Below are 20,511 nucleotides of genomic sequence, written 5' to 3' on the forward strand. Positions count from 1 at the left end.
TGAGGATTAAATGATTTCTTGAAGCTGTTTCTGACTGTGAGAATCTAACATCCGCCAATCCTTAATTTCACATCGTTTACCATTCATATCTGTTATAATCATCCAGCCCTCTCCTGGGTATAGAAGATGCTCATGGAGATTTCGCATCGCCATTCGAGTCGGCCCTAAGTTCGTTTGTAATTCCCATAGCCATAAACCCGATTTATTCTTCACACGATCGATGCGTGTTACTTTTGGCAGGAAGTAACGAAGTTCCAGCTCTTCTTTCAGTACGCATGCACTTTCCTTGTCCAGCTCCCCAATCTCGCGGACAATGCCAAGTTCTTCATCCTGGGCATTTCGAATGGAGATATAGGAAGAATCATATTGAAACGGGAAACATCGATAAACAATAAGTTCTTCGTAATATTTTTCATTCACAGTACCCTGTATGACCCCTCCCTTGTTTCTCGAAATTAATATATCTTCCTGCCGAAGCAGCCGAATATCAAAATGTTCAGCCATTCACGCCCACTCCCCTAATCTGCGACATTTCTTTCTGCGCATCGACTAATTTTCGGTATACTCCATCCGGTTTATTGAGCAGCTGCTCATGTGTTCCGACCTCGGCAATCTTGCCTCGATCCAGGACAACCAATCGGTCAGCATTCCGAAGAGTAGACAGGCGGTGAGCAATAGCAAATGTAGTTCTGCCTTGCACGAGCCGATTGATTGCTTCTTGGATTTGTCTTTCCGTTTCTGTATCCACAGAGGCCGTAGCTTCATCTAAGATAAGTATTCGCGGATCATGGATAATTGCTCGTGCGATCGCGATACGCTGTTTTTCTCCGCCAGACAGCTTATGTCCTCTTTCTCCTACTCTCGTATCGTAGCCATCTGGCAATCGAACAATAAAATCATGTGCGTTAGCGATTTTTGCCGCACGCATAACTTCCTCAGGTGTTGCATCTTGTTTGGAGTAGGCGATATTATCCGAAATCGAACCATCAAACAAAAAGGTTTCCTGTAATACAACGCCGATTTGTCTACGAAGATCAAGCTGACTAATCTGGCGAATAGGTACACCGTCAATAAGAATCGTTCCTTCATCCGTATCATAGAACCGGCATATTAAATTAACAAATGTTGATTTTCCGGCGCCTGAATGACCGACGAGTCCAATCATCTCTCCTGCTTTCACTTGTAAACTTACGTCCTTTAGTACAGGATGATGCTTTTCATACCCATAGGTCACTTGCTCAAAATCCACATCGCCGATGATTGTTTTTATCGGTACAGGATTACTGGCTTCAGGTACTTCAGACGGTGTATCCATAATCTCAAATATACGATGAGCGGCCGTGAACGCATTACTCGCCCAGCTCACCATTTGGCTGATCCATTGCAGCGGCCCGAATAACATCCCAAGATAAGTAACGAGCGCCAAAAGTACGCCTAACTGAATTTCGTTTCCGAGAACCTTTCCCCCTCCGTAATACCAAATCAGCAGCGTCCCCACTCCAGCAATGAGTTGGAAAGCAGGAAAAATAAACTGCCACAGTCCTTCCGTTTTAATATTATTTCGAATCACTTCCAGATTGGCGTGATCATAGCGAGTCATCTCTTCATTTTCGCGTCCAAACGCCTTCACCACCCGAATCCCTTGCATGGATTCTCCAACCATCGTGTTAAGACGGAAAATGGAACGCCACTGCTGATATAACCTTCGGCCAACCTTTGGCCAGATGGTAACAGATACAATGATGATGAAAGGAACTGGCAGTAAAGCAAGCAAGGACAGTTGCCAATCCAAACTAAAAATAATGACGCAAATAGCAGCGATTCGCAGCATCTCGCCACTGACATACATAACACCATCTGTCATGAACTGGCGCATGGATTCTGCATCACTATTAACTCGGCCGATAAACTGAGAGGTTTGCCTTCTATCAAAATAGGCGAGTGACAACCTCATAAGAGAACTATAAATATCATTACGAATGTCGCCCATCAGCTTCGAGCCAACCCAAATGCCGATATAACCACGAATAGTTTGCATTAAGGTCATCAAAACGGTTGTGGTCCCTAGCGCTAATACGAAGAAGAGAAGTGTCGAGATCGCAGCCTTAGGCTGAAGTACATCATCTATAATTAGTTTTATTAAATAGGGCGGTGCTAGTTCTACAAGTGTGGTAAGAATGAGCAGAACAGCAGCGATTCCCATCTTCAATCGATATGGTTTTGCATAACGAAGTATTCTTGCTGCCGCCTGACCTTTATTCATACAAAACTGGCAAACCTGTGTCCCCTCGCCAAGCGGGAATTCACATGTTGGACAGTGCCGCGGCAGATCTTTCTCTGAAATAATCGGTATCGTCTCTTCTTTAACAAGGGCTTCAATCAGCTTCGCTGCGAAACCAAATATAGATGAAAGTTCAGCGGTGTACCGACCAATAGCTATAGGTCCTTCCTGTGTATCAACAAGCAGTGCACCTCCGCCGATCCCTTTTGCCGTTCTCGCATGACTGATTTCTGACAAGGATATGATTTGTTCCGGTAAATCCCCCGTTCCCCACAAGTAGATCACATCGTCTGTCACCACAATCCATTGCTCACCAAAACTACCGCTTCGAAGCAGGTCCGTTTTTGCGCTAAACAGCACTTCTCCTGTTAACTGCTTCGCAATAGACTTCGGAATCTGATCATAATAGGACATAGCACCCTCCATACAAGAATGATTATTGAGTTAGACCTGTAATTTGAACAAGTAAAAGCGCCTTGCACAAGCTCTTCGAGTGGCAAGACGCTTCCTTTCGGGAAGATCCTATTGAATCATCCGACAATCCCTGTTCTTTCAATACTTTCAACAAAATAACGCTGAACAAACAAATAAATGATAATAAGCGGTAAAATCGCAAGCAGAATGCCGGTATCCTGCACCATACTCAAATAGAATGGGTCCGCTTTAGAAGCGTCACCTCCTGAGAGTTCGATTGCTAGATTATAAGGCAGTGAAGACAATTGGGTCGACATGACCTTGCTTGAAGTCAAATACGTTGTCGTAAAAAAGCTGTCATTCCATTGCCAGACAAAAGAGAACAAAAGCGTTGTAATAATAGCGGGAACCGCATTCGGTAACATGATACGAGTAAATGTTTTACCTACCCCTGCACCATCGATATAGGCTGCTTCTTCCACCTCTCGAGGAATACCTCTGAAAAACTGACGGAATATAAAGATGTATAATCCAGCCTTAAGCGAGTTCGCTGTTACCGATGTCAGAATAAACGGCCAATACGTGTTGAGCAGATTAATGGATTTGCCACCTGTAAATAATGGAATAATCCCCATGAGATTAAAATCTTTTAAGTTTAGATAGATAGGAATTAGAATCGTTGTCGGAGGAACGAGTATCGTCAAGATCACTCCAGCAAATAACAGATTGCTTCCCTTAAACTTCAGACGGGCAAAACCATACCCAGCAAATGCACATGAAATCGCCGTCAGAATCGTCGTTGTTGCCGACAATGCAAATGTATTCAGTAAGGTCTCCCAATAGTCCATAATCTGAATGGCATTAATGAAATTATCAAGCGTGAAATTCTGTGGTATCCACACAACAATCGGAGAATACAAGTCGTTCTGATGCTTAATTGCCGTTGATATTTTTTGAAGTATCGGAAACAAGATGACAAACGACAATCCTATAATTAGTGTAAACCGGACGATTATCCATATCCATTTCTTCCAATTGTCAATTGATATAAACCGGGAAAAGATCATCTTTACCCACCTTCTTCCTAATCCTGATAAAAGACTTTTCTAGATACGAGATATGTGCTAATCAGTAGGATAATGGCTATCGCCATGAAATAAATCCAGGCCATTGCCGAGCTAAGACCGAAATTAAAATTCACGAAACCCGTGTTGCGAATTAGATCCGTAAGCGCATTACGAGAGAAGGAATCTATAATCGTGTAAATCATATTAACCAGGATGATCGGACTAACCATGGGGAACGTGATTTTCCAAAAAGCCTCATACCCTGTAGCACCCTCGATCTTCGATGCTTCATACAACTGGGGCGAAATGGTCTGAATCGCTGCCAGAAAAATGAGGATTTGAACCCCTGATTGGCTGACAATCTGATAAATTCGGTCTACAGCTCCGGTCAAATAATCCACAATCGTCTCACTGACACCCGCCTGAAGCATCATATTAGAAAGTTCGAAACTGCTAAACCCTCTTAGAATACCTGTGCTCTGACTTTGATCATTTATCGCTTGAACCAGACTTGAGCTCTCTAAACTCAGAATGATACCCGAAGACAAAATTACGGGTAAGAAGAAAATAGATCTGGCTACCGACCGTAAAGCAAATTTCTGATTCAAGAGAACCGCCAGGAACAAACTGAAGATGACGATCAGCGGCACATTGACCACCATATTAATAACCGCTTCCGTCAATGTACGGTTAAAGCTCGTATTGACCGTTAATGCTTCGATATAATTCTTCATTCCAGCAAATGTTATGGAGATCCCTGCTGAATTTGCTTCAACGTTGCTGAAACTGTATCTGAGTGAAGATAGTAACGGCACCATAAAGAAGAAAATGAAACCCAGTGCCCATGGCAAGACATAGATGAATCCCCAAAATGCTTTTTGCTGTGCGTATGTTCGTTCTTTCAGTCCAAGCTTCATAAAGAGCTTCATGAATCTGCACCACCCGTCACATAACTCTCGGCTTCGATCGTTCGCCCGTCGAATGTAACGGCAGAGCGATTATAGTTCACAATAATAAATAACCCGTTCTTATATTCTGTCCGAAACACACCGTCAGCGAGCTTCTCATGATGAGTAATGCTTTCATTCTTAACATTCTTCAGGATTGCATTGACTTCTCGGTAGATATCGGAAGCCTCATCCATCCAAAGTTCATAATTCACGGCATATAAATGACTATCTTCTGAATCTTTTACTTTGTAGTTCGGTTCGTGAATCCATTCAAAATAAACATTAGCCCCATATTCCAAACTTTTCAAAATATATGGCTTCACATCGGTGTATGTTGATAGATTATAAGGATCGCCAGTGTAATCAATGTATCCACGCACGACCATTTGATAAAATGGAATCTCTTCATCTTCAATCTTAAATTTACTGCTCACCATCGGCGCATTCGTAATATCTGTGAGGTAGGGAAGTGTATAAGCATTTCCGCCCTCTGCCAAAACATCGAATCCCGATGCTCGTATTTTTTCAAAAGATTGTATGGATAGCTGTTCTGATTCTATCCGGTCAATGAGTTTGTTTTTACGAAAATCACTGTTAAGTACATCTGCCAGATCTCGCAGTGAGATACCGCTTGAGTTATATTTCTGAAATTGCTTTAGTAAGTCGTCCATATAGGCATTTGCTGTCTTTGGAGAAATAATGTATGAAGGCAGGCTGTTAGAATCCCGGCGACCCATAGCTACGTCAAGAGGATACAATGTTGCAGGATCTCCCTTCAGCGTTCTTGCCGCTTCTCTTGCTTCATTAAAGCTAGAACCTGAATTGGCCATTAAAACGGCGACGTCCGGAAATAACGAAATATGTTGTTCTTTTGCAAACAAAGCGAATGATTTCATTCCTGCCTTGCCGCCAATCGCCTGATCAACCGAGATCTTATCGGGTACCTTATGATTGAGTCCTTCGTTAAACCATCCTGAATATCTTAGCTTAATGTCACGGATTTCACGTTCTTGTAATTCGGTAATGATGTCTTTAGCTTGCTCAAACGTAGTTAGAGGTTCTAATGCCTGATAAGGAATGCCTGCAAAATGCTTTTGTTTTGAAATACTGCCAATCAGTTGAAGATAAAACGGGATATTGTCCGACTTTTGTTCTGACTGTTCTGTTTGTGGAAGTCCATTGTGCTGAACTAGATATTGTTGATAATAAGCTGCCATTCCTGGATAGGAGGCTTGATTGCCGCCAAGGAACGCATACCGAATAGTAAAGTCGGTTGCCATCGGTCGCTGTTGAAAGGAAGGAATAGAGCGTTGCTGTCCGTTCGCATCCAAGGTCAAGTCTCTCTTATTCAGTACGGTAAAGCTTGGATATACATAGTTGTAACTGTTTACTTTGCCGCTGATATCCGCATTAACCGTTGCTGCGGGTGCTCCCTCTTCAATAATACCGAGGAATGCGGAGTTTTCCCGCAAGATGCCGAATACTGGCAATCTTATGGCTTCCGTACTTAACGCATCTTCCGTTCGATCCATTGTCTTATCTGTACCATAAACCGGCTGTTGATAAGCAGGATACTGCGTTTTTCCATTGTTAAAATGAATGAGCGCTCCCGACCCGTCCGGTACGAAAAGAGAACCTTCCTCCTGAGAGCTACCTGCTCCAAAATAACTAAGCAGCGATAACGTTCCGAGAGGATACTTTTCTGGGTATTCAATTCGATCAGCAGGTACTTTTGCGATAAGGCTGTCACCGTCTAGCGTATATTCAATAGAAGCGAGAAACATTCGAGGTTCTGGTTTGGTTTGATCTAAGTTGTTTTCTTCAATATCGATTGCTAGTTCTTCTTCCGTATACCCTGCGTCTTCAAATGCCTTGAGTGCTCGTTCGAGCTGAAGACCTTTTAACGCGCCGTCATTACGAACATAAACTCCGTTATCACTTTCTTCTGTGTATACCAGCATGAGTGCCCGCTGTCCTGTTTTATCTAATGTAGCGAGAAGCGCCTCATAACGAGTCTTACTTATTTTCTGCGGCATATCATCTGCTGACTTGGCACTCGTTCCGAATTGATAATTTACTCTAACTCCCTGATCCATCGGTTCAAAATTCACTTGCTTATGCATCACGGCATCGGTATGCGAGTTAACAGCATTCACTTGACCAAATGAGTTGTAATATTGAAGCTTCAGCTGCGCCGATAACTCACTCTTATTAACCCCGGCGGCCAGAGGATCGGTATCCCGGTCAGCTGGATTGCTATACCAAATTTCACCACTGGCTTTATGAATGACAGCCACCGATCCAGACTGATCGTCTATGAGCAGTCTTAGTGCATCATTTTCGGCTACTCCTTTCATATTCGCAGCGCGGGAATCTGTGAAGGAAGCTGTCAGTGGCTTACCCTGATCAAAAGTTTTCGTCTCGGTCTCCGTATTATTTGCGCTGACCGGATCAGCGGAATTCGTACCGGAACAACTGCTGAGAAGCAGGCAGCAAACGAGGCCTATACTAATAAGTGCATTTTTGGAATTCATATTTATCTCTCTCCCTCCTTCCCTAACTCCTCATAACCAATTCTTGATAGATGACGGATATGAAGGCGATAATTTGCTGAACCAGACTGAAAAACAGCATGCCGATAAAGGCCATAAAACCCATTGCAACAACCGTCAGCAACATAATGCCAATTGTTTTTGCAGGAGTAAATTGATGTACCGTCATATTGCCTACGAAAAGCAAAAACAGAAACCATAGGATAGAAAGTGCATTTGAAAAATAATAGAAAGTGGCTTCTTGGATGGATATGATGTTGCTTAACCAGATCCAAGGAAAGTTAATAATAACAAGGGGGAGTAAAGCAAAACATGTCGATGTAAAGATTTCAACAAATTTCCCTTCCCCATCCATTAGCGTAGTCAGTGACCAGTTGGCAACACACCAAAATAGTACCGGAACAACGATATAAACTACTTCCAAAAGACTGTTCATGTCCTTGGGGTTATACAAATTGACCAGAATACCACTGTACTGCGTGCTTAAAATGTTCGTAATCACCAGGAAAAAGAGAATGATGTAAGAGAGAATCAAATTCCTTTTCTGACTTTGCTCATATTTCAAATCCCAAAATCCGTTAAATGGATGCACGATGAGCTGGAACGGAAATGTAACGAGTTCTTTATTCAAGCAGACACACCTCTTTTTCTCCGCACAGATTTTCGGTATATACGAGCTCCCAAGAAGGCCACTACCATCACGACAACTAAAGTCATGATCGTGCTGAAATAATCTCGTAACAATTCTTTGCGGTAAAGTAGGAACGACTTCGAATAATTGGCCAGATCCATGCTTCGATCAAAATAACTCATTGCATCTTTATAATCCCCTTGGCGAAGCAGCGCTTTACCAATCCCCGAGTAAGCAAATTCTAAATTAGCGTTCAAATTTATCGTTTCATTAAACAACTCAAAAGCTTTCTCTTCATCCCCAATATAATAGCTGCGTACCGCTTCATTAAGTGTTCTTCCATAGGCAGTCGTCCGGAATAAAGTGATTTCACCCAATGCTTTATCAAGTACGATAAATTCATCACCTACACGTTCGATAGCCGTCGGTGTTTTAAATTCACCAAGAAGGTTCCCGATACCACCAAAGATATACATTAAGTGTCCATCTCCGTTATATGTGAAAATTCGTCCGCGCTTAGAATCCAGCACACTATACATTTCACTATCGGATACTTCAATATCAACCAAGCGAGAAGGACCCGCATCCACTGTATATTTGATATCGCCTTGCGGTTTGAAATATCCAGTACGCCGTAAAATATCATTACCTTGAGCATTTAGCTTCTTAATGTTGTCTCCCCACTGATCCCCGTTGGTCGCATAGATAAAGCCTTCATTATCAATGTCAAGATTGGTGAATTCTGTAGGTGTGTACATGATCATCTGGCTGCGCTGAGCTTGTGTGGAGATTCGCTTCCAAAAGTAATCGATCGGATCGATTTTTACTCGGTTTGCTCCTATAAAAGAAGTGAATACTCCCTCGGCATTAAATTCCATAAATCCGTCAAATACACCAATCGACATGACATATAATCGCTGTGCATTATCCATCACAACACGTACAGGCTGAAACTGAAAATTCCCTGGCAGCAAATCGGATTCTGGCGCTCCAATCACTTTCACTAAACGAAAATCCTGGTCTAGATGAACAATTCGGTTATTTCCTGTGTCTGCAATGATGACATGATTCTGATCTGTGACGAATAACCCTTGAGGATTTAAAAAGGTATCCTCCACTCCATCGTGATCGAAAGAGGTAATCGTCACCGCATCGGTGAAACGATCATTCAGTACAACAACTCTGCTGTTACCTGAATCAAGTACATAAATCCGCTGGTCACTCGATACATGCAGATCACTCGGTTCTTTTAATGGTCCCACGCCAAGATCAGCGCCCGTATACAATTCGGTTGCCTGATAAGCTGCAGGTGCTGTAACGGTATCTCCCCAAAAAGAATAATTGTAAGAAGATCCCTCACCTGCTGCATTTGTTACTCCCCCGCCCAGCGTAACACCTAGCATGAAGCAGATTGCTGTTAGGAGCAGCTTCTTTCCTTTCGATTTCGTCTTTCGCATCGTGCAAGGCTCCCTTCTAATCCTTCATACCTGATGTCGCCATGGTTTGCATAACACTGCTCTGGGAAATAATGAAGAGCGTAATTGGAACAATCATCAGAAGCAGTGCAACGGCTGCCCCGACACCCGCTCTGGCGATACCGCCTTGTATAATTTGACCGAGCGCATAATGAAGTGTCTTCAAATTTTCACTGTAGATAAAACTTCCTCCGTCAGATCCCCACAGTGCTGGAAATTGCAAAATCATAAGTGTAAGCCATGCAGGCTTAACATTCGGCATCATAATACTCCAAAAAATACGATACTCGCTTGCCCCGTCAATTTTTGCCGCTTCAATAAGAGCATCCGGTATTTGTTCCATGAACTGTTTCATTAAGAACAAACCAAGCGGAAAGGCTAGAGATGGAATAATGATGGATGCATGTGTATTAATCCAGCCAAGCCATGACATAACCATGTAATTGGGAATGGATGTAACATGTGCAGAGAACATCAAAGATAGAATAACGATGGAAAACAGTATTTTCGAACCGAAGAATCGGTGCTTCGCCAGCGGATAAGCAGCGGCAGAAGCGAGTAAAATATGACCTACTGTACCAATGATGGTAATCAACAGCGTATTAGCGATATACCTTGTTAAAGGTACCCATGAATTCCCCATTAAGGACACCAAATCATAGAAATTATCCATCGTTGGATTGATAACAAAAAAACGCGGTGGAAAAATGAATAGCTCATCCAGCGGTTTAAATGCGTTATTGATGGCATAAATAAGCGGTAAAGCCATGAAGGCACCAAATAGTGCCAGGATGACGAACAACATCACGTTGACAGTCAAGGAACGATTGAGTTTCTTCGGCGTCCGAAAAATATTCATCATTTTTAGTACCACTTTATTCTCCTACCTTTCTAAGGAGTTTCTGCGTCAGCTTGTTAGAGCCAATCATTAAGAAGAACAAAACGGTTGCGATCGCAGAAGCATAACCCATTTCAAACCGGATTGTGCCATAGTCCATCAAATGCGTCACGACGGTATGCGCCGCATAGTTAACACTTGGGAAGCCTGCTAGAGCAATGGAAATATCCGCTACGGCAAAGGAAGCCGTGATCTGCATAACCGCTCCAAACATCAGTTGAGGTCTCATCGATGGCAGTGTGATGTACCACAATTCCTGCCACCGATTCTTAATACCGTCTACAGCTCCCGCTTCAACGAGCGTTTTGTCAATCGTCTGCAGCCCTGCAATAAATGCCAGGAAACTCGTACCTAAACTGAGCCATAACTGAACGATCATCACAATTGCAAGAATATACTTTTCATCAAGCAGCCATTGAATGGGTTCTAGAATAAATCCGGCTTTCATGAGAAAACCATTTAAATATCCGTAACTATCTCCAGAAAAAATGATGAGCCATATGAAGAACACGTTCCCTGAAATCGAAGGCGCGTAAAAAATGAGAGTCATGAACGCTCGAATCTTAGGTGATAATTCATTAATGATCCATGCAAATATAAAACAGGCTATATAACTGATCGGACCTGTAATGACCGCAAACATTAATGTGTTCTTCAAAGCAATCATGAAGATATCATCATTCAAAAACAGTCTGGCATAGTTCTGCCAACCGACGAATCGCGGAAACTCTAGCATGTTGAAATAGAAAAAACTGAGACCAAATGACAATACGACGGGTATTACCGTAAATAAGAAAAAGATGATCATGTACGGACTCATTAACAGGTAAAAATGCTTGCTTCGATGAAATTCTTTTTTGATTCGAAACATTCGGCTTGGCCGTATCGGATGGACGGCTTCTTTTATCGGTTGAACATTCGTCTTTGTCTGCACCTTTTCCCCACCCCCTTATTCGTAAGGCAATTTAAATTCCTTTCGTTTGATCTCGATTTCATCATTGATGTAAAGGATGTAATCTGAGAATGCTTCCCGTGGATTCTGGTTCGCGTTCACTACTTTACGGAAGGCATTATCCAGATGTCTGCCTGTAAAATACCCGCCTGGAACTTGCGGAATCCCTTGTACCCATTTCCACTGACTTTCCAGATTGTTATAATCCTTCACGGGCCAAGGTAGTTCTTCCAGTGCTTCTGTATTGGCTGTCGGGTATCTTGCCGCCTCGCCCATCAGCCCTTCCATCTCTCTGCCGTAACTAATTTGAACCTCTTTATTGGTCCACCATTTCATAAATTCCCACGCTGATTCTTTATCGTCGGCATTATTCAGCATCATAACTCCTGTTGTATGACTCGCTACCTCATGGTTGACCGAACCATCGGCAAGTTCAGATCCTGGTACAATCGTGAAGTCCCAAAGTCCTTTTATTTCCGGTGCCATTACGGTTAGCATATTGTAAGTCGTGTAATCGGCAATACCGATGGGCATTTCACCTGTCCGGAATCGGTTAGGGAAATCTGCTTGTAGTGGGAACTTATAACTGGTATAAAATTGCGTCCATTTCTTAAATGCATCCATTGAAATATCGGAATCCAGCGTGCTGCGCATCCCGTTTTCTTGATAGAATTCTCCTCCATTTTGGTACAAAAGCATCGAAAAAGTCGCATTAGGCACAAGACTTGCATTCGATGATTCCAGAGGTAAATAGAATTCCATATTATGTTTTTGAAGCACGGAAATCATATTGTAGATATCTTTCCAGGTTTTTGGAGGTTCAAGCTCCAGTTCTTTCAAAATATCTTTGCGATAAAACAACATAGGAAACGTCTGCTGCTCTGGGAGTGCATAGACCCCTTCATCGTACATATACGGCGTTAGTCCACTTTCACGAAAACGAGTTGCTACCTCTTCATAATCTTCAAACTGTGTCAGATCAGCGGCGGCTCCCCGCATTGCATAATTCACTGGGAGGTCTTCGCCAATCTGCATCGCAATGTCCGGTCCTTCGTCAGCAAGAGTAGCCGGCAGCAAAATGTTGGAAGGAACAAGTCTAAGATTTACAGAGATCTCCGTCTCTGGAGTGAACGTATCATCGATTAATGCTTTCAGCACCTGCGCCTGATCTCGTCCAGTGGTTACCCATACATCAAGGGAACGGTTACCTTCCGCAATATTACCGATGCTGTCATAATCCTCCGTATAGGAAGCAATATAAGCTCCAATCTCGTGTTTTATCTCTTCAAAAAAGGTAGCTTCCGCTCTTGGTAATTTCATGTCAGGTGACGAAACAACCATATAATCAAGAGAAAGCGGTTGTTCACGTACGGTCAAAATCCATGTACCAAGTCCGCCGACGTTGATCTTAAATGAATCCAGCCGCTGGGCTACAGTCTCAGGTTTCTGCACCATTTCTTTCAGCTGATATACCATCGCATAAAGAATGGCTACCTTATCGCTCTTTTCTCCTGTTACTTTCTCTAGATAATCTGCTACATTTTGAATCGTCTCTGCTTGCTGTTCGAACACTTCTACCATATCGGGAATCCGCTTCTGCAGCTGATAATCACGGTAAGGATCTGGTGTATTTGACGTAATCATCAGTATTTTCCGGTACATCTCATTCAGTTCCAGGACACTTGATTCAATGGTTCTCAGCAGTGGCGCAATTTCACCAAGCGATACGGTCATGCGAATCTGGTGTTTGCCTTTTGTTAAGTGGAATAGATAAGGTTCCTCTCCACCAAGGACGTTCATCTGCCAATCACGATGAAATTTGAATCGGATTCGTTTCATTTCTTGAAATGGATATTCACCATCAATCATCAAGCTTCTTGTTGCGTATATTCCGCGGAGCTGATCTTGTTTTTCCTTCAGAGCAATCTGATACAATCCATCTTCAGGTACATCAATTTCCCATTCAATCCATTGACCTGGGAGCTTCCAGTTCGTCCCGCCAATTGAATTGATGCGGATTTTAGATACATCATATGGAATTACGGTTGGACTCGAGCGGTCTGATATAGGGGCTAAAGTTGGAGAAGACTTATACGCCGCATTCTCAGCTTGAATCAGCATGTATTGATCCTTTACTGGCGTTAGTCCAGCGGATGCATATTCACTGCTTACTTGTTCATAAGTTTTCTGCCCTGACTGCTGATATAATTCGATATAATCAATCGCCATCGGCTCCCTTAACGCAGTAAAAGAAATTTCTTGATCGCCAGACTCAAAATAGAATGAAAACGGTTCATCGTAATACCCCTCTCGGTCCGTTAAAGCTGCAAATTGCCAGGAAGGTTTCTCAATTTGTCTTGGACGAAGATCATTATTCCTGTCATCTTGCTGAAATTCATCCAGTTTATTTCCCCAGATTCGATCGAATAATAGAATTTCCGCTCCTTTAAACGGAATCTTACCGTTGATCTCTAATTGTCTTTCAATCGCTGAACTTTTCCCTTCAATAGGGTAGTAATGTACTCTCACGTTATATAAGCCCGCTTCCTGTACAGGTACAGACCAGGATATTGTTCCTTCTTCTGGTGTTATGACAGCAGTCCCATCAAGTTCATAAGCTTGGTCTGCCACTTCAAATCCTTCGCCTTCCGCGTTTACATAACTTTCACCTTCGATTCGGATTACACGGTCTGGTCTTGCCGCACGAGTGTGACGATCTAAATATGCGGAATATCCGTTTTCATCATCTGAATTCACGACCGCTTCAAAATCGGAAATCGGTTCTATTTCGCTGGCCATAATGAATTTCGAAGGATAAAACGACCCTATAAATACAGCGCACAAACTAAATACGAGCAATGAAATGGCCCATCGTTTCTTATAGATGTTCAACGCTTTCTCCCCTCCAGCTGCATGACGTAATAAATCGACCCACAGTCCCTTTAAACCGATGCTTAAAGGGACTGTCAAGGATCAATATCTAACGTTTAATTGCCGTATACTTCGTCAATCGCTGCTTGAAAAGTTGCTTTGTACTTCTCAATTACGGTTGAGACCGAAACTCCGCTGTTCAGCTCTCCTTGAAAATCATAAAATTTCAGATTTGGAAATGTATGATGATCGAGCACGAGCATATTCGGTGCAACCATTTTCGCATTGTTCAGATCTTCTTCATTTGAGAATACGGTTTCATATGAACTTTGATCTGGGTAATCATACACGGAATCAATATCGTTCATTTTTTCCCATATATACATTAACTGCTCCGGATTCTCTACAGATTTTGGAATGGTAAGTGCTTGAAACAGTGCCTCTGCAGAATGGTATTCGGTTGCACTTGGGCCTTTAGGGAAAGGGACGAAACCTAAATCATAGTCAGGCATATCCGTTTTCAAACCGCTAAGTTCATGTAGTGCACCGGCGTACATTAACGTATTTCCTTGACGAACAAACTGACCTGGTTCAGTCCAGTCTCCGCCCTCTGTTGGTCTTACAACTTGCTCATTAGCGATGCGGTTAACAAAGTTAAGAGCCTCCACTGTCGCAGGATCATCCAGATTCTGTTTTTCGTCTTTAGTAAGTGAAGTATTATTTGAATACAGAGCTTGCTCTAAAAGAGAATTATTTGCCAAACCCCATGTATCCAGCTTGCCATCGTTATTCGTATCTCTGTTCGCCTCTTTAGCAACTTGAATAAAAGTATCCCAATTCCAATTGTCTTCATTTACGTAATCTTGAAGCGGTTTAATACCGAGTTGGTTCATAAGAGTGCGATTGTAAAAAATTCCTACGACTAGATTTGCCTGATTCTCAGTAAATCCGTACCCTCTACCTTCGTAAGTGTAGTATTCGTTCGTTACCTTTTGATTAAAGGCAACAGGATTCTTCGTATATTCATCGATAGGCCATAGCAAATCTTGTTTAACCAGAGCCGGAACCGCATAAGTTTTACCAAGACGAACAATATCTCCAAGAGGCTCTCCTGCAAGTAGCGACGCTGTCACCTTTTCTTGATATTCCCCATAATCAACAGCCACGTATTCTACTTTAAAATTATGTTTTTCCATAAGTGCATCGAGATTTTTCTTACGCTGAATATTATCTGGGTTATCCTCTGAGATCGTCATATCCCACCATGAGACAATCTTGATTGTTTTTCCGCCCAGATCAAAATCCATCTCTGGGGTGCTGTATACACCTTCTACTTCTGTGTCGTCAACTGCCTTCTCGCCGCTGTTTACCCCGCTCGTTTCTTCCGTATTTGTAACGTCTGTAGAAGCATCATTCTCGCTGCTTGAACCACTGCTACAAGCTGCAAGCAACAGAATTATCGTGAAGAATACAATGATCATTTTGCTGATCCGCATGATTCCATCCCCCTCTTGATTTGTGAGCACAATCAAAGTGTAGCGCTTACATAATAAGGCGAACAACCTGCGATATACGTGGTTTATTACCCCTCAAAATATGGGTGTCAGGACAGTTGCCATTTGTAATGTGAGAAGAAGTAAACAAAAGATAGATAAATAAAGATATGCACATTGAGAACTTCCTTTTATTTTTACATAATGAAAGCGTAATCATTTTTAGATAGAGAGGATCACATGATTCATAAATAATTACATGGGGGGCTATGATTATGTTTAAGATCCTGTTCGTTGATCTACATCATCATTGGGATGCCAAAAGGCAAGATTCCTTTGATTGGAGTAATCTGGGGTTTACTTTAGAAGATTACACGAATGAACCCAACTTGGCTTTATCTCTCCTCAAATCAAAATGCTATTCTCTTCTGATGATCGATATTGTAAAATGCCCTGAACAAGGGATTACCCTATGTAAACATGTACGCACGATAAGTTCCGTTCCCATTATTCTGATTAGCGATAGTACTGATTTTCAGCTTGCTCGAAAAGCCATGCAATATCAGGTCAGCGACTATTTACCTGCCCCTGTTTCTAGCGAAGATATGACAACCTGCCTACAGCTCATGTACCGAAAATTAGATGTATTAAGAACGGAGATTGAGGGGGCAAATTACGATATAGCAGATGATTCAGAAGAATCCGTTATTGATAAAGTGAAAGAGTATGTGACAGAATCGCTTGGACAGAATATTACCCTGAAGGAAATATCGAGCACCTTGCATTTTAACTATTCGTATCTCGGACAAAAATTTAAATATCACGAGAATATGACCTTTAATGCCTATTTGTTGCAGCAACGTATGGAAAAAGCGAAACTGCTTCTTGAAAAGACAGAAATGAAAGTATATGAAATTGCTAATGAAGTCGGATATTATGAAATGGATTGGTTTTATAAAAAATTCAAGTTATACACGGGTGTAAGTGCTAATGAATATCGAAAAATGAAAATGGTCACCGCGTAAAATGGTTGAACTCCCTTCTTGTCTCCATACAAAATAGCCGCTTACTTATCTTTCAGTAAGCGGCTATTTTCGTGGATAAATATCATTCCCATTCCTTATCCTAATCTAACCAGGAAACTTTGTTTCTGTAGGAGGGTAAAGAACAATCCGCCCCTCCTCCATTTCCACACGAACTTTGTTACTGTTCTTAAATTCTTCTGCATCGAGGTACCCCGCTGGGATCTGAAGCCTTCCCGCCTTATCAATCACTGCGTACTCAATATGACTCTCTGACATTCTCTGTTTTTCCTCTGCATCCATAATAGCTAATTCTTCAGAATAAGAAGTGCGCCGAATCATTTCTGCTGAGGTTTTACCATCGCGAATTTGCACGACCCGATCTACCTTTTGGGCTAAGTGAGGATCATGCGTAACAATGACAACCGTAAGACCCGTAGAACGGTTAAGCGAGCGAAACAGATCCAACACTTGGTCCGATGTAGTGGTATCAAGTGACCCGGTAGGCTCATCTGCCAGCAGTAAACGCGGGTTATTAGCAAGTGCAATGGCTATCGCTACCCGCTGCTGTTCACCGCCAGACAGCTCACTTAAGCGGTTTTTCATCCGTTGCTCCAGTCCAACGGCGGCAAGCAGTTCCATCGCACGCGCCCGGCTTCGCTTACCGCGCAGCAGCATTGGCAGTTCAACATTCTCTATGGCTGATAAATAAGGAATCAGGTTACGGGAATTATTTTGCCATACGAACCCTACCGTCTCTCGTTTATAGACCTTTAAATCTTTCTCTGTAAAAGAAAGCATGTCTTTACCATCTACAAATAACTTGCCTGCGGAAGGCTTATCAAGCCCGCCAAGCATATTTAGCAGTGTAGATTTACCACTGCCTGAATTTCCGATGATCGCCATTAACTCGCCATCTTCTACCGACATATCGAGTCCTTGAAGTGCAACGACTTCAAGTTCGGCTGTTTTATATATTTTTACGAGTCCTTCGCCATAAATCAAGGCTTACTCCTCTCCCAGTCTCAACGCCTCGGCAATCCGAGTACGTGATAAGCGGAAACTGATTACCGTCAGTCCAATGATCAGCATACTTCCGATAATACCGTACAATTGTAAATAGTCGCTGAGCTGATAGGTGATTTGAAAAGGCGGTACCTGATCTGTTGTTGCAAACGACATTTCAAACAAAGGAACAAATCGCTCGCTTGTTACATTACCAATCATGACTCCGATAATGACAGCAGCTACCGAGGTTAACATCTGCTCGCTGACAAGCATACCGATAATGTGACGGAAAGGCATGCCCATCGCTCTCAGCACTCCATATTGGAGCGATCTTCCGGCTAATGTCAGTGTCCAGAACAACAGAAAACCAAAGAAGCAAATAAGCATAGAAATAACGAATCCAAGCGTCATCACTCCATTAATAGCCAAACGGAAAGGGTCATTAACGGAACGAACCAGCTCTTGCGTCGCATCCCGAAGGCTTGTAACCGGTACCTTACGCTGTTCTAACTGCGTATAGATGTCTTGGCTGGGCACCCCCGCTTTAAGCTTGAGCCAAACTTCATAAGGTTCGACGGCCAATCTATTTTGAATGGTGCTTAAATGTCCGACGATCAGAAGCGGATCTGTCCCTTTTCCCTCTGTGTCACGACTAGTAGGTAGTGGATTCCAACTCGGCCAATAATCGATTATGCCATAGACAGTAAGTGGAATTTGATCGAGTCCATCCCAAGAAACTCCAATGGTATCACCCGGTTCAAGCTTCGCTTTATCCGCGAGCGAACGTGAGATGAGTACTGCTTTGGGATTTGGGGCGATCAGATTAAGATAGCTATTCATTGGATAATCCATTAATCCGCTCTTCATCCATGCGGTATTCCCAAAATCCAGCGTATCAATGCCTATAAGTTCTACCTTCCCTGATGTTCCGCTCTCTCTGGCACTATAACGGGCATCCTCATTACGATATACTTTAGCAACTGACTCTGCACCTTCCAGTTCTTCAAATGGGGTGAAAGGAGGTTCCGTATACTGCACACGTCTTGATTCGGTAAATTCACTCGTCGCCGTACCCGTCTGAGCTGCTGAAGCTACATTTACAGGTGGAAGTGCATCACTTTCCCACTTCGACGTAACTACGATATCTGTCCCAACGGAATAGCGGATTTTGCTATCCAAATTATCGTTAATTGTCCGTGCCGCATTTGCGCTGAATATACCTGTAGCAACAGTCATGATCAAAAACACATTGATCGTTACATATTGTCCTGAAGAGCGGCTAATCTGCACAAGTGAGCTATAAAGCGGCGGGGACCACCATTTTTTCCCCGATACATAAATGATACGAATCAGCCAAGGATATACTCGCAGCACGAGAAGTCCTCCGCCGAGAATGAATAATGCTGGAATTAAAAACACAAGCGGATCCACTTGAAGTGATCCTGAATCCAGTGCAAGCCGCTTTAAGTCAGCCTGTCGTTTATTGAAATTATAAAGTAGATACAATGAGATCCCGACTAAAAGGAAGTCGATCCCTGCCTTATACCAGAACGGTGTATGACCAAGCCTCGCGCTTTGCTGCTTATGGCTCACGATACTTACTTTTGAAGCAAGAAATGCAGGAATTAAAATAAGCAGAATGGCGCCTGCCATAGCAATGACCGCAATCCGATAAGCATCACTTGATAAGCTGATTTGCAGGGCAGAACGCTGAACAAATTCAAGGAATCCGTTAGATGCTCCAAGTATTTTAGTGAACCACACACCAAGTATAGGTCCCACAGCTAAAGCACTGATGCCAAGAAGCGTACTTTCGATGACGTAAATGGACATGATTTGGAAACGACTGGCACCTCTGCTTCGTAGTACAGCGATCTCCGTCTTCTGCCGATCAATAATCAGGTTTGCGGACATGTATATGTAGAAAGCTAACATCATCATAACGGGAACATATAGAGACAACATCATCAAGTCGAGCTTACCTTGTTTGTCCTGATAGGATGCTACAGTCTCGGTCGCTGGGATATTAACTTCCTCCACTCCAAGCTTTCCACGAAAATAACGTTTCACATCCGTAGCAGCTTTAGCGAACTGTGCTGTTTTCTCAACCGTTAGCTGTTCATAATTCAGTGCATAACGCCATTCTAGTTCGGTAAGACGTGCCTTTCCACCTTCAATAAATTCACGCTCAAATTGCTCGAAAGGAATAAGAAAACCATTCTCTTCGTCTGTTGTCAAATAGGGGAGATAGGGGTCCACAGCTGGATCCGTCTCGATTATGCCGACAGGAATTACGCGGAAGGTACTTCGGTCTGCTTCCGGCGATACCATCAAGAGTTCATCGCCAAGTCCGCGCTTGACTGCCAGCAGAAACTTCTGTGTCACGAGTGCTTCAAATACGCCATCTTGCCGATCCAGCGGTATACGTCCCTGAGTCAGCTTCACTCGTTTCTCCATATCAGATAAAGACTTGAAAATCCCTGTTGTTTTCTGAACCTGCCTTTCCTGGTCAGAAGCGTCGGCTCCATACACTTTCATCTTATGAGTCATCCGCTGTTGGTAGAAAGACATTGCTTCAATTCCAGTTCTATCCGGGATACTCGCAGCAAATTGATCAGCACGAGAAATCGCCTCTATTGTCTTCTCATCCATTACAGAAGAAGATACACTTGTACTGATTCGCATAAACCCAGGATATACACCGCTCTGGTGCTGGATCTCCTGTAACTCCTTGGTCAATGTCCGCTGCAAAATGGCTTCTGAATAGAGCGGCATGGAACTAAACAACGCCACACAAATGGTTAGGCCAAACCATAAATTTAATTGGAGCCATTTGTTACTTGCCATTTTGCGAAGGATCATCGTCCACAAAGCCATATGATCACCCCCTCCTTCCT

Annotated in this window: 14 protein-coding genes; 1 reads left to right on the forward strand and 13 read right to left on the reverse strand. The window is 42.8% G+C overall.

The window, feature by feature from the left end; all coding sequences use genetic code 11:
* Window positions 1-6 precede the first annotated feature (6 nt).
* The 11 genes from ACWPWY_RS08260 to ACWPWY_RS08310 all read right to left on the reverse strand — a co-directional run bounded on the left by ACWPWY_RS08260 (window position 7) and on the right by ACWPWY_RS08310 (window position 15,587).
* Entirely contained in the window at window positions 7-504 is a 498-nt protein-coding gene (locus tag ACWPWY_RS08260; RefSeq protein ID WP_454191235.1) for a DUF1854 domain-containing protein, read from the reverse strand.
* Window positions 497-2,695: an ABC transporter ATP-binding protein gene (locus tag ACWPWY_RS08265; RefSeq protein ID WP_454191236.1), complete on the reverse strand. Its 2,199-nt coding sequence runs from the start codon at window positions 2,693-2,695 to the stop codon at window positions 497-499. The genes ACWPWY_RS08260 and ACWPWY_RS08265 overlap by 8 nt, the downstream gene beginning before the upstream one ends.
* Window positions 2,696-2,811: 116 nt before the next feature.
* Window positions 2,812-3,762, reverse strand: coding sequence for a carbohydrate ABC transporter permease (locus ACWPWY_RS08270; RefSeq protein WP_454191238.1), 951 nt, complete (start codon window positions 3,760-3,762; stop codon window positions 2,812-2,814).
* Between the two features lie 17 nt (window positions 3,763-3,779).
* The gene (locus ACWPWY_RS08275) at window positions 3,780-4,691 is read right to left on the reverse strand and encodes a carbohydrate ABC transporter permease (protein ID WP_454191239.1); all 912 of its coding nucleotides are present in this window, start codon (window positions 4,689-4,691) and stop codon (window positions 3,780-3,782) included.
* The gene (locus tag ACWPWY_RS08280; RefSeq protein WP_454191240.1) at window positions 4,688-7,246 is read right to left on the reverse strand and encodes a DUF5696 domain-containing protein; all 2,559 of its coding nucleotides are present in this window, start codon (window positions 7,244-7,246) and stop codon (window positions 4,688-4,690) included. The genes ACWPWY_RS08275 and ACWPWY_RS08280 overlap by 4 nt, the downstream gene beginning before the upstream one ends.
* A 22-nt stretch (window positions 7,247-7,268) precedes the next feature.
* Complete coding sequence (locus tag ACWPWY_RS08285; RefSeq protein ID WP_454191241.1) at window positions 7,269-7,895, reverse strand: YIP1 family protein; 627 nt, start codon at window positions 7,893-7,895, stop codon at window positions 7,269-7,271.
* Window positions 7,892-9,352, reverse strand: a complete 1,461-nt coding sequence (locus ACWPWY_RS08290) for a hypothetical protein (protein WP_454191242.1) — start codon at window positions 9,350-9,352, stop codon at window positions 7,892-7,894. Before ACWPWY_RS08290 ends, ACWPWY_RS08285 begins: the two co-directional genes overlap by 4 nt.
* 16 nt (window positions 9,353-9,368) lie before the next feature.
* Entirely contained in the window at window positions 9,369-10,232 is an 864-nt protein-coding gene (locus tag ACWPWY_RS08295; RefSeq protein ID WP_454191243.1) for a carbohydrate ABC transporter permease, read from the reverse strand.
* Between the two features lie 13 nt (window positions 10,233-10,245).
* A complete protein-coding gene (locus ACWPWY_RS08300; protein WP_454192834.1) occupies window positions 10,246-11,139 on the reverse strand; it encodes a carbohydrate ABC transporter permease in 894 nt (297 codons plus the stop codon).
* Between the two features lie 78 nt (window positions 11,140-11,217).
* A complete protein-coding gene (locus tag ACWPWY_RS08305) occupies window positions 11,218-14,112 on the reverse strand; it encodes an extracellular solute-binding protein (protein ID WP_454191244.1) in 2,895 nt (964 codons plus the stop codon).
* A 95-nt stretch (window positions 14,113-14,207) separates the two neighbouring features.
* The gene (locus ACWPWY_RS08310) at window positions 14,208-15,587 is read right to left on the reverse strand and encodes an ABC transporter substrate-binding protein (protein ID WP_454191246.1); all 1,380 of its coding nucleotides are present in this window, start codon (window positions 15,585-15,587) and stop codon (window positions 14,208-14,210) included.
* A 272-nt stretch (window positions 15,588-15,859) separates the two neighbouring features.
* Between ACWPWY_RS08310 and ACWPWY_RS08315 the strand changes: the two genes are divergently transcribed.
* Complete coding sequence (locus tag ACWPWY_RS08315; RefSeq protein ID WP_454191247.1) at window positions 15,860-16,609, forward strand: response regulator transcription factor; 750 nt, start codon at window positions 15,860-15,862, stop codon at window positions 16,607-16,609.
* 105 nt (window positions 16,610-16,714) lie between these two features.
* Here the strand turns inward: ACWPWY_RS08315 and ACWPWY_RS08320 are convergent, their stop codons facing one another.
* Together ACWPWY_RS08320 and ACWPWY_RS08325 are read right to left on the reverse strand one after the other, a co-directional pair.
* The gene (locus ACWPWY_RS08320) at window positions 16,715-17,611 is read right to left on the reverse strand and encodes an ABC transporter ATP-binding protein (RefSeq protein WP_454191248.1); all 897 of its coding nucleotides are present in this window, start codon (window positions 17,609-17,611) and stop codon (window positions 16,715-16,717) included.
* 3 nt (window positions 17,612-17,614) lie between these two features.
* Window positions 17,615-20,491 (reverse strand): ABC transporter permease, encoded by a 2,877-nt coding sequence (locus ACWPWY_RS08325; RefSeq protein WP_454191249.1) that lies wholly within the window; start codon window positions 20,489-20,491, stop codon window positions 17,615-17,617.
* Between the last annotated feature and the right edge of the window lie 20 nt (window positions 20,492-20,511).

It is taken from the genome of Paenibacillus sp. Marseille-Q7038 (assembly GCF_965111595.1).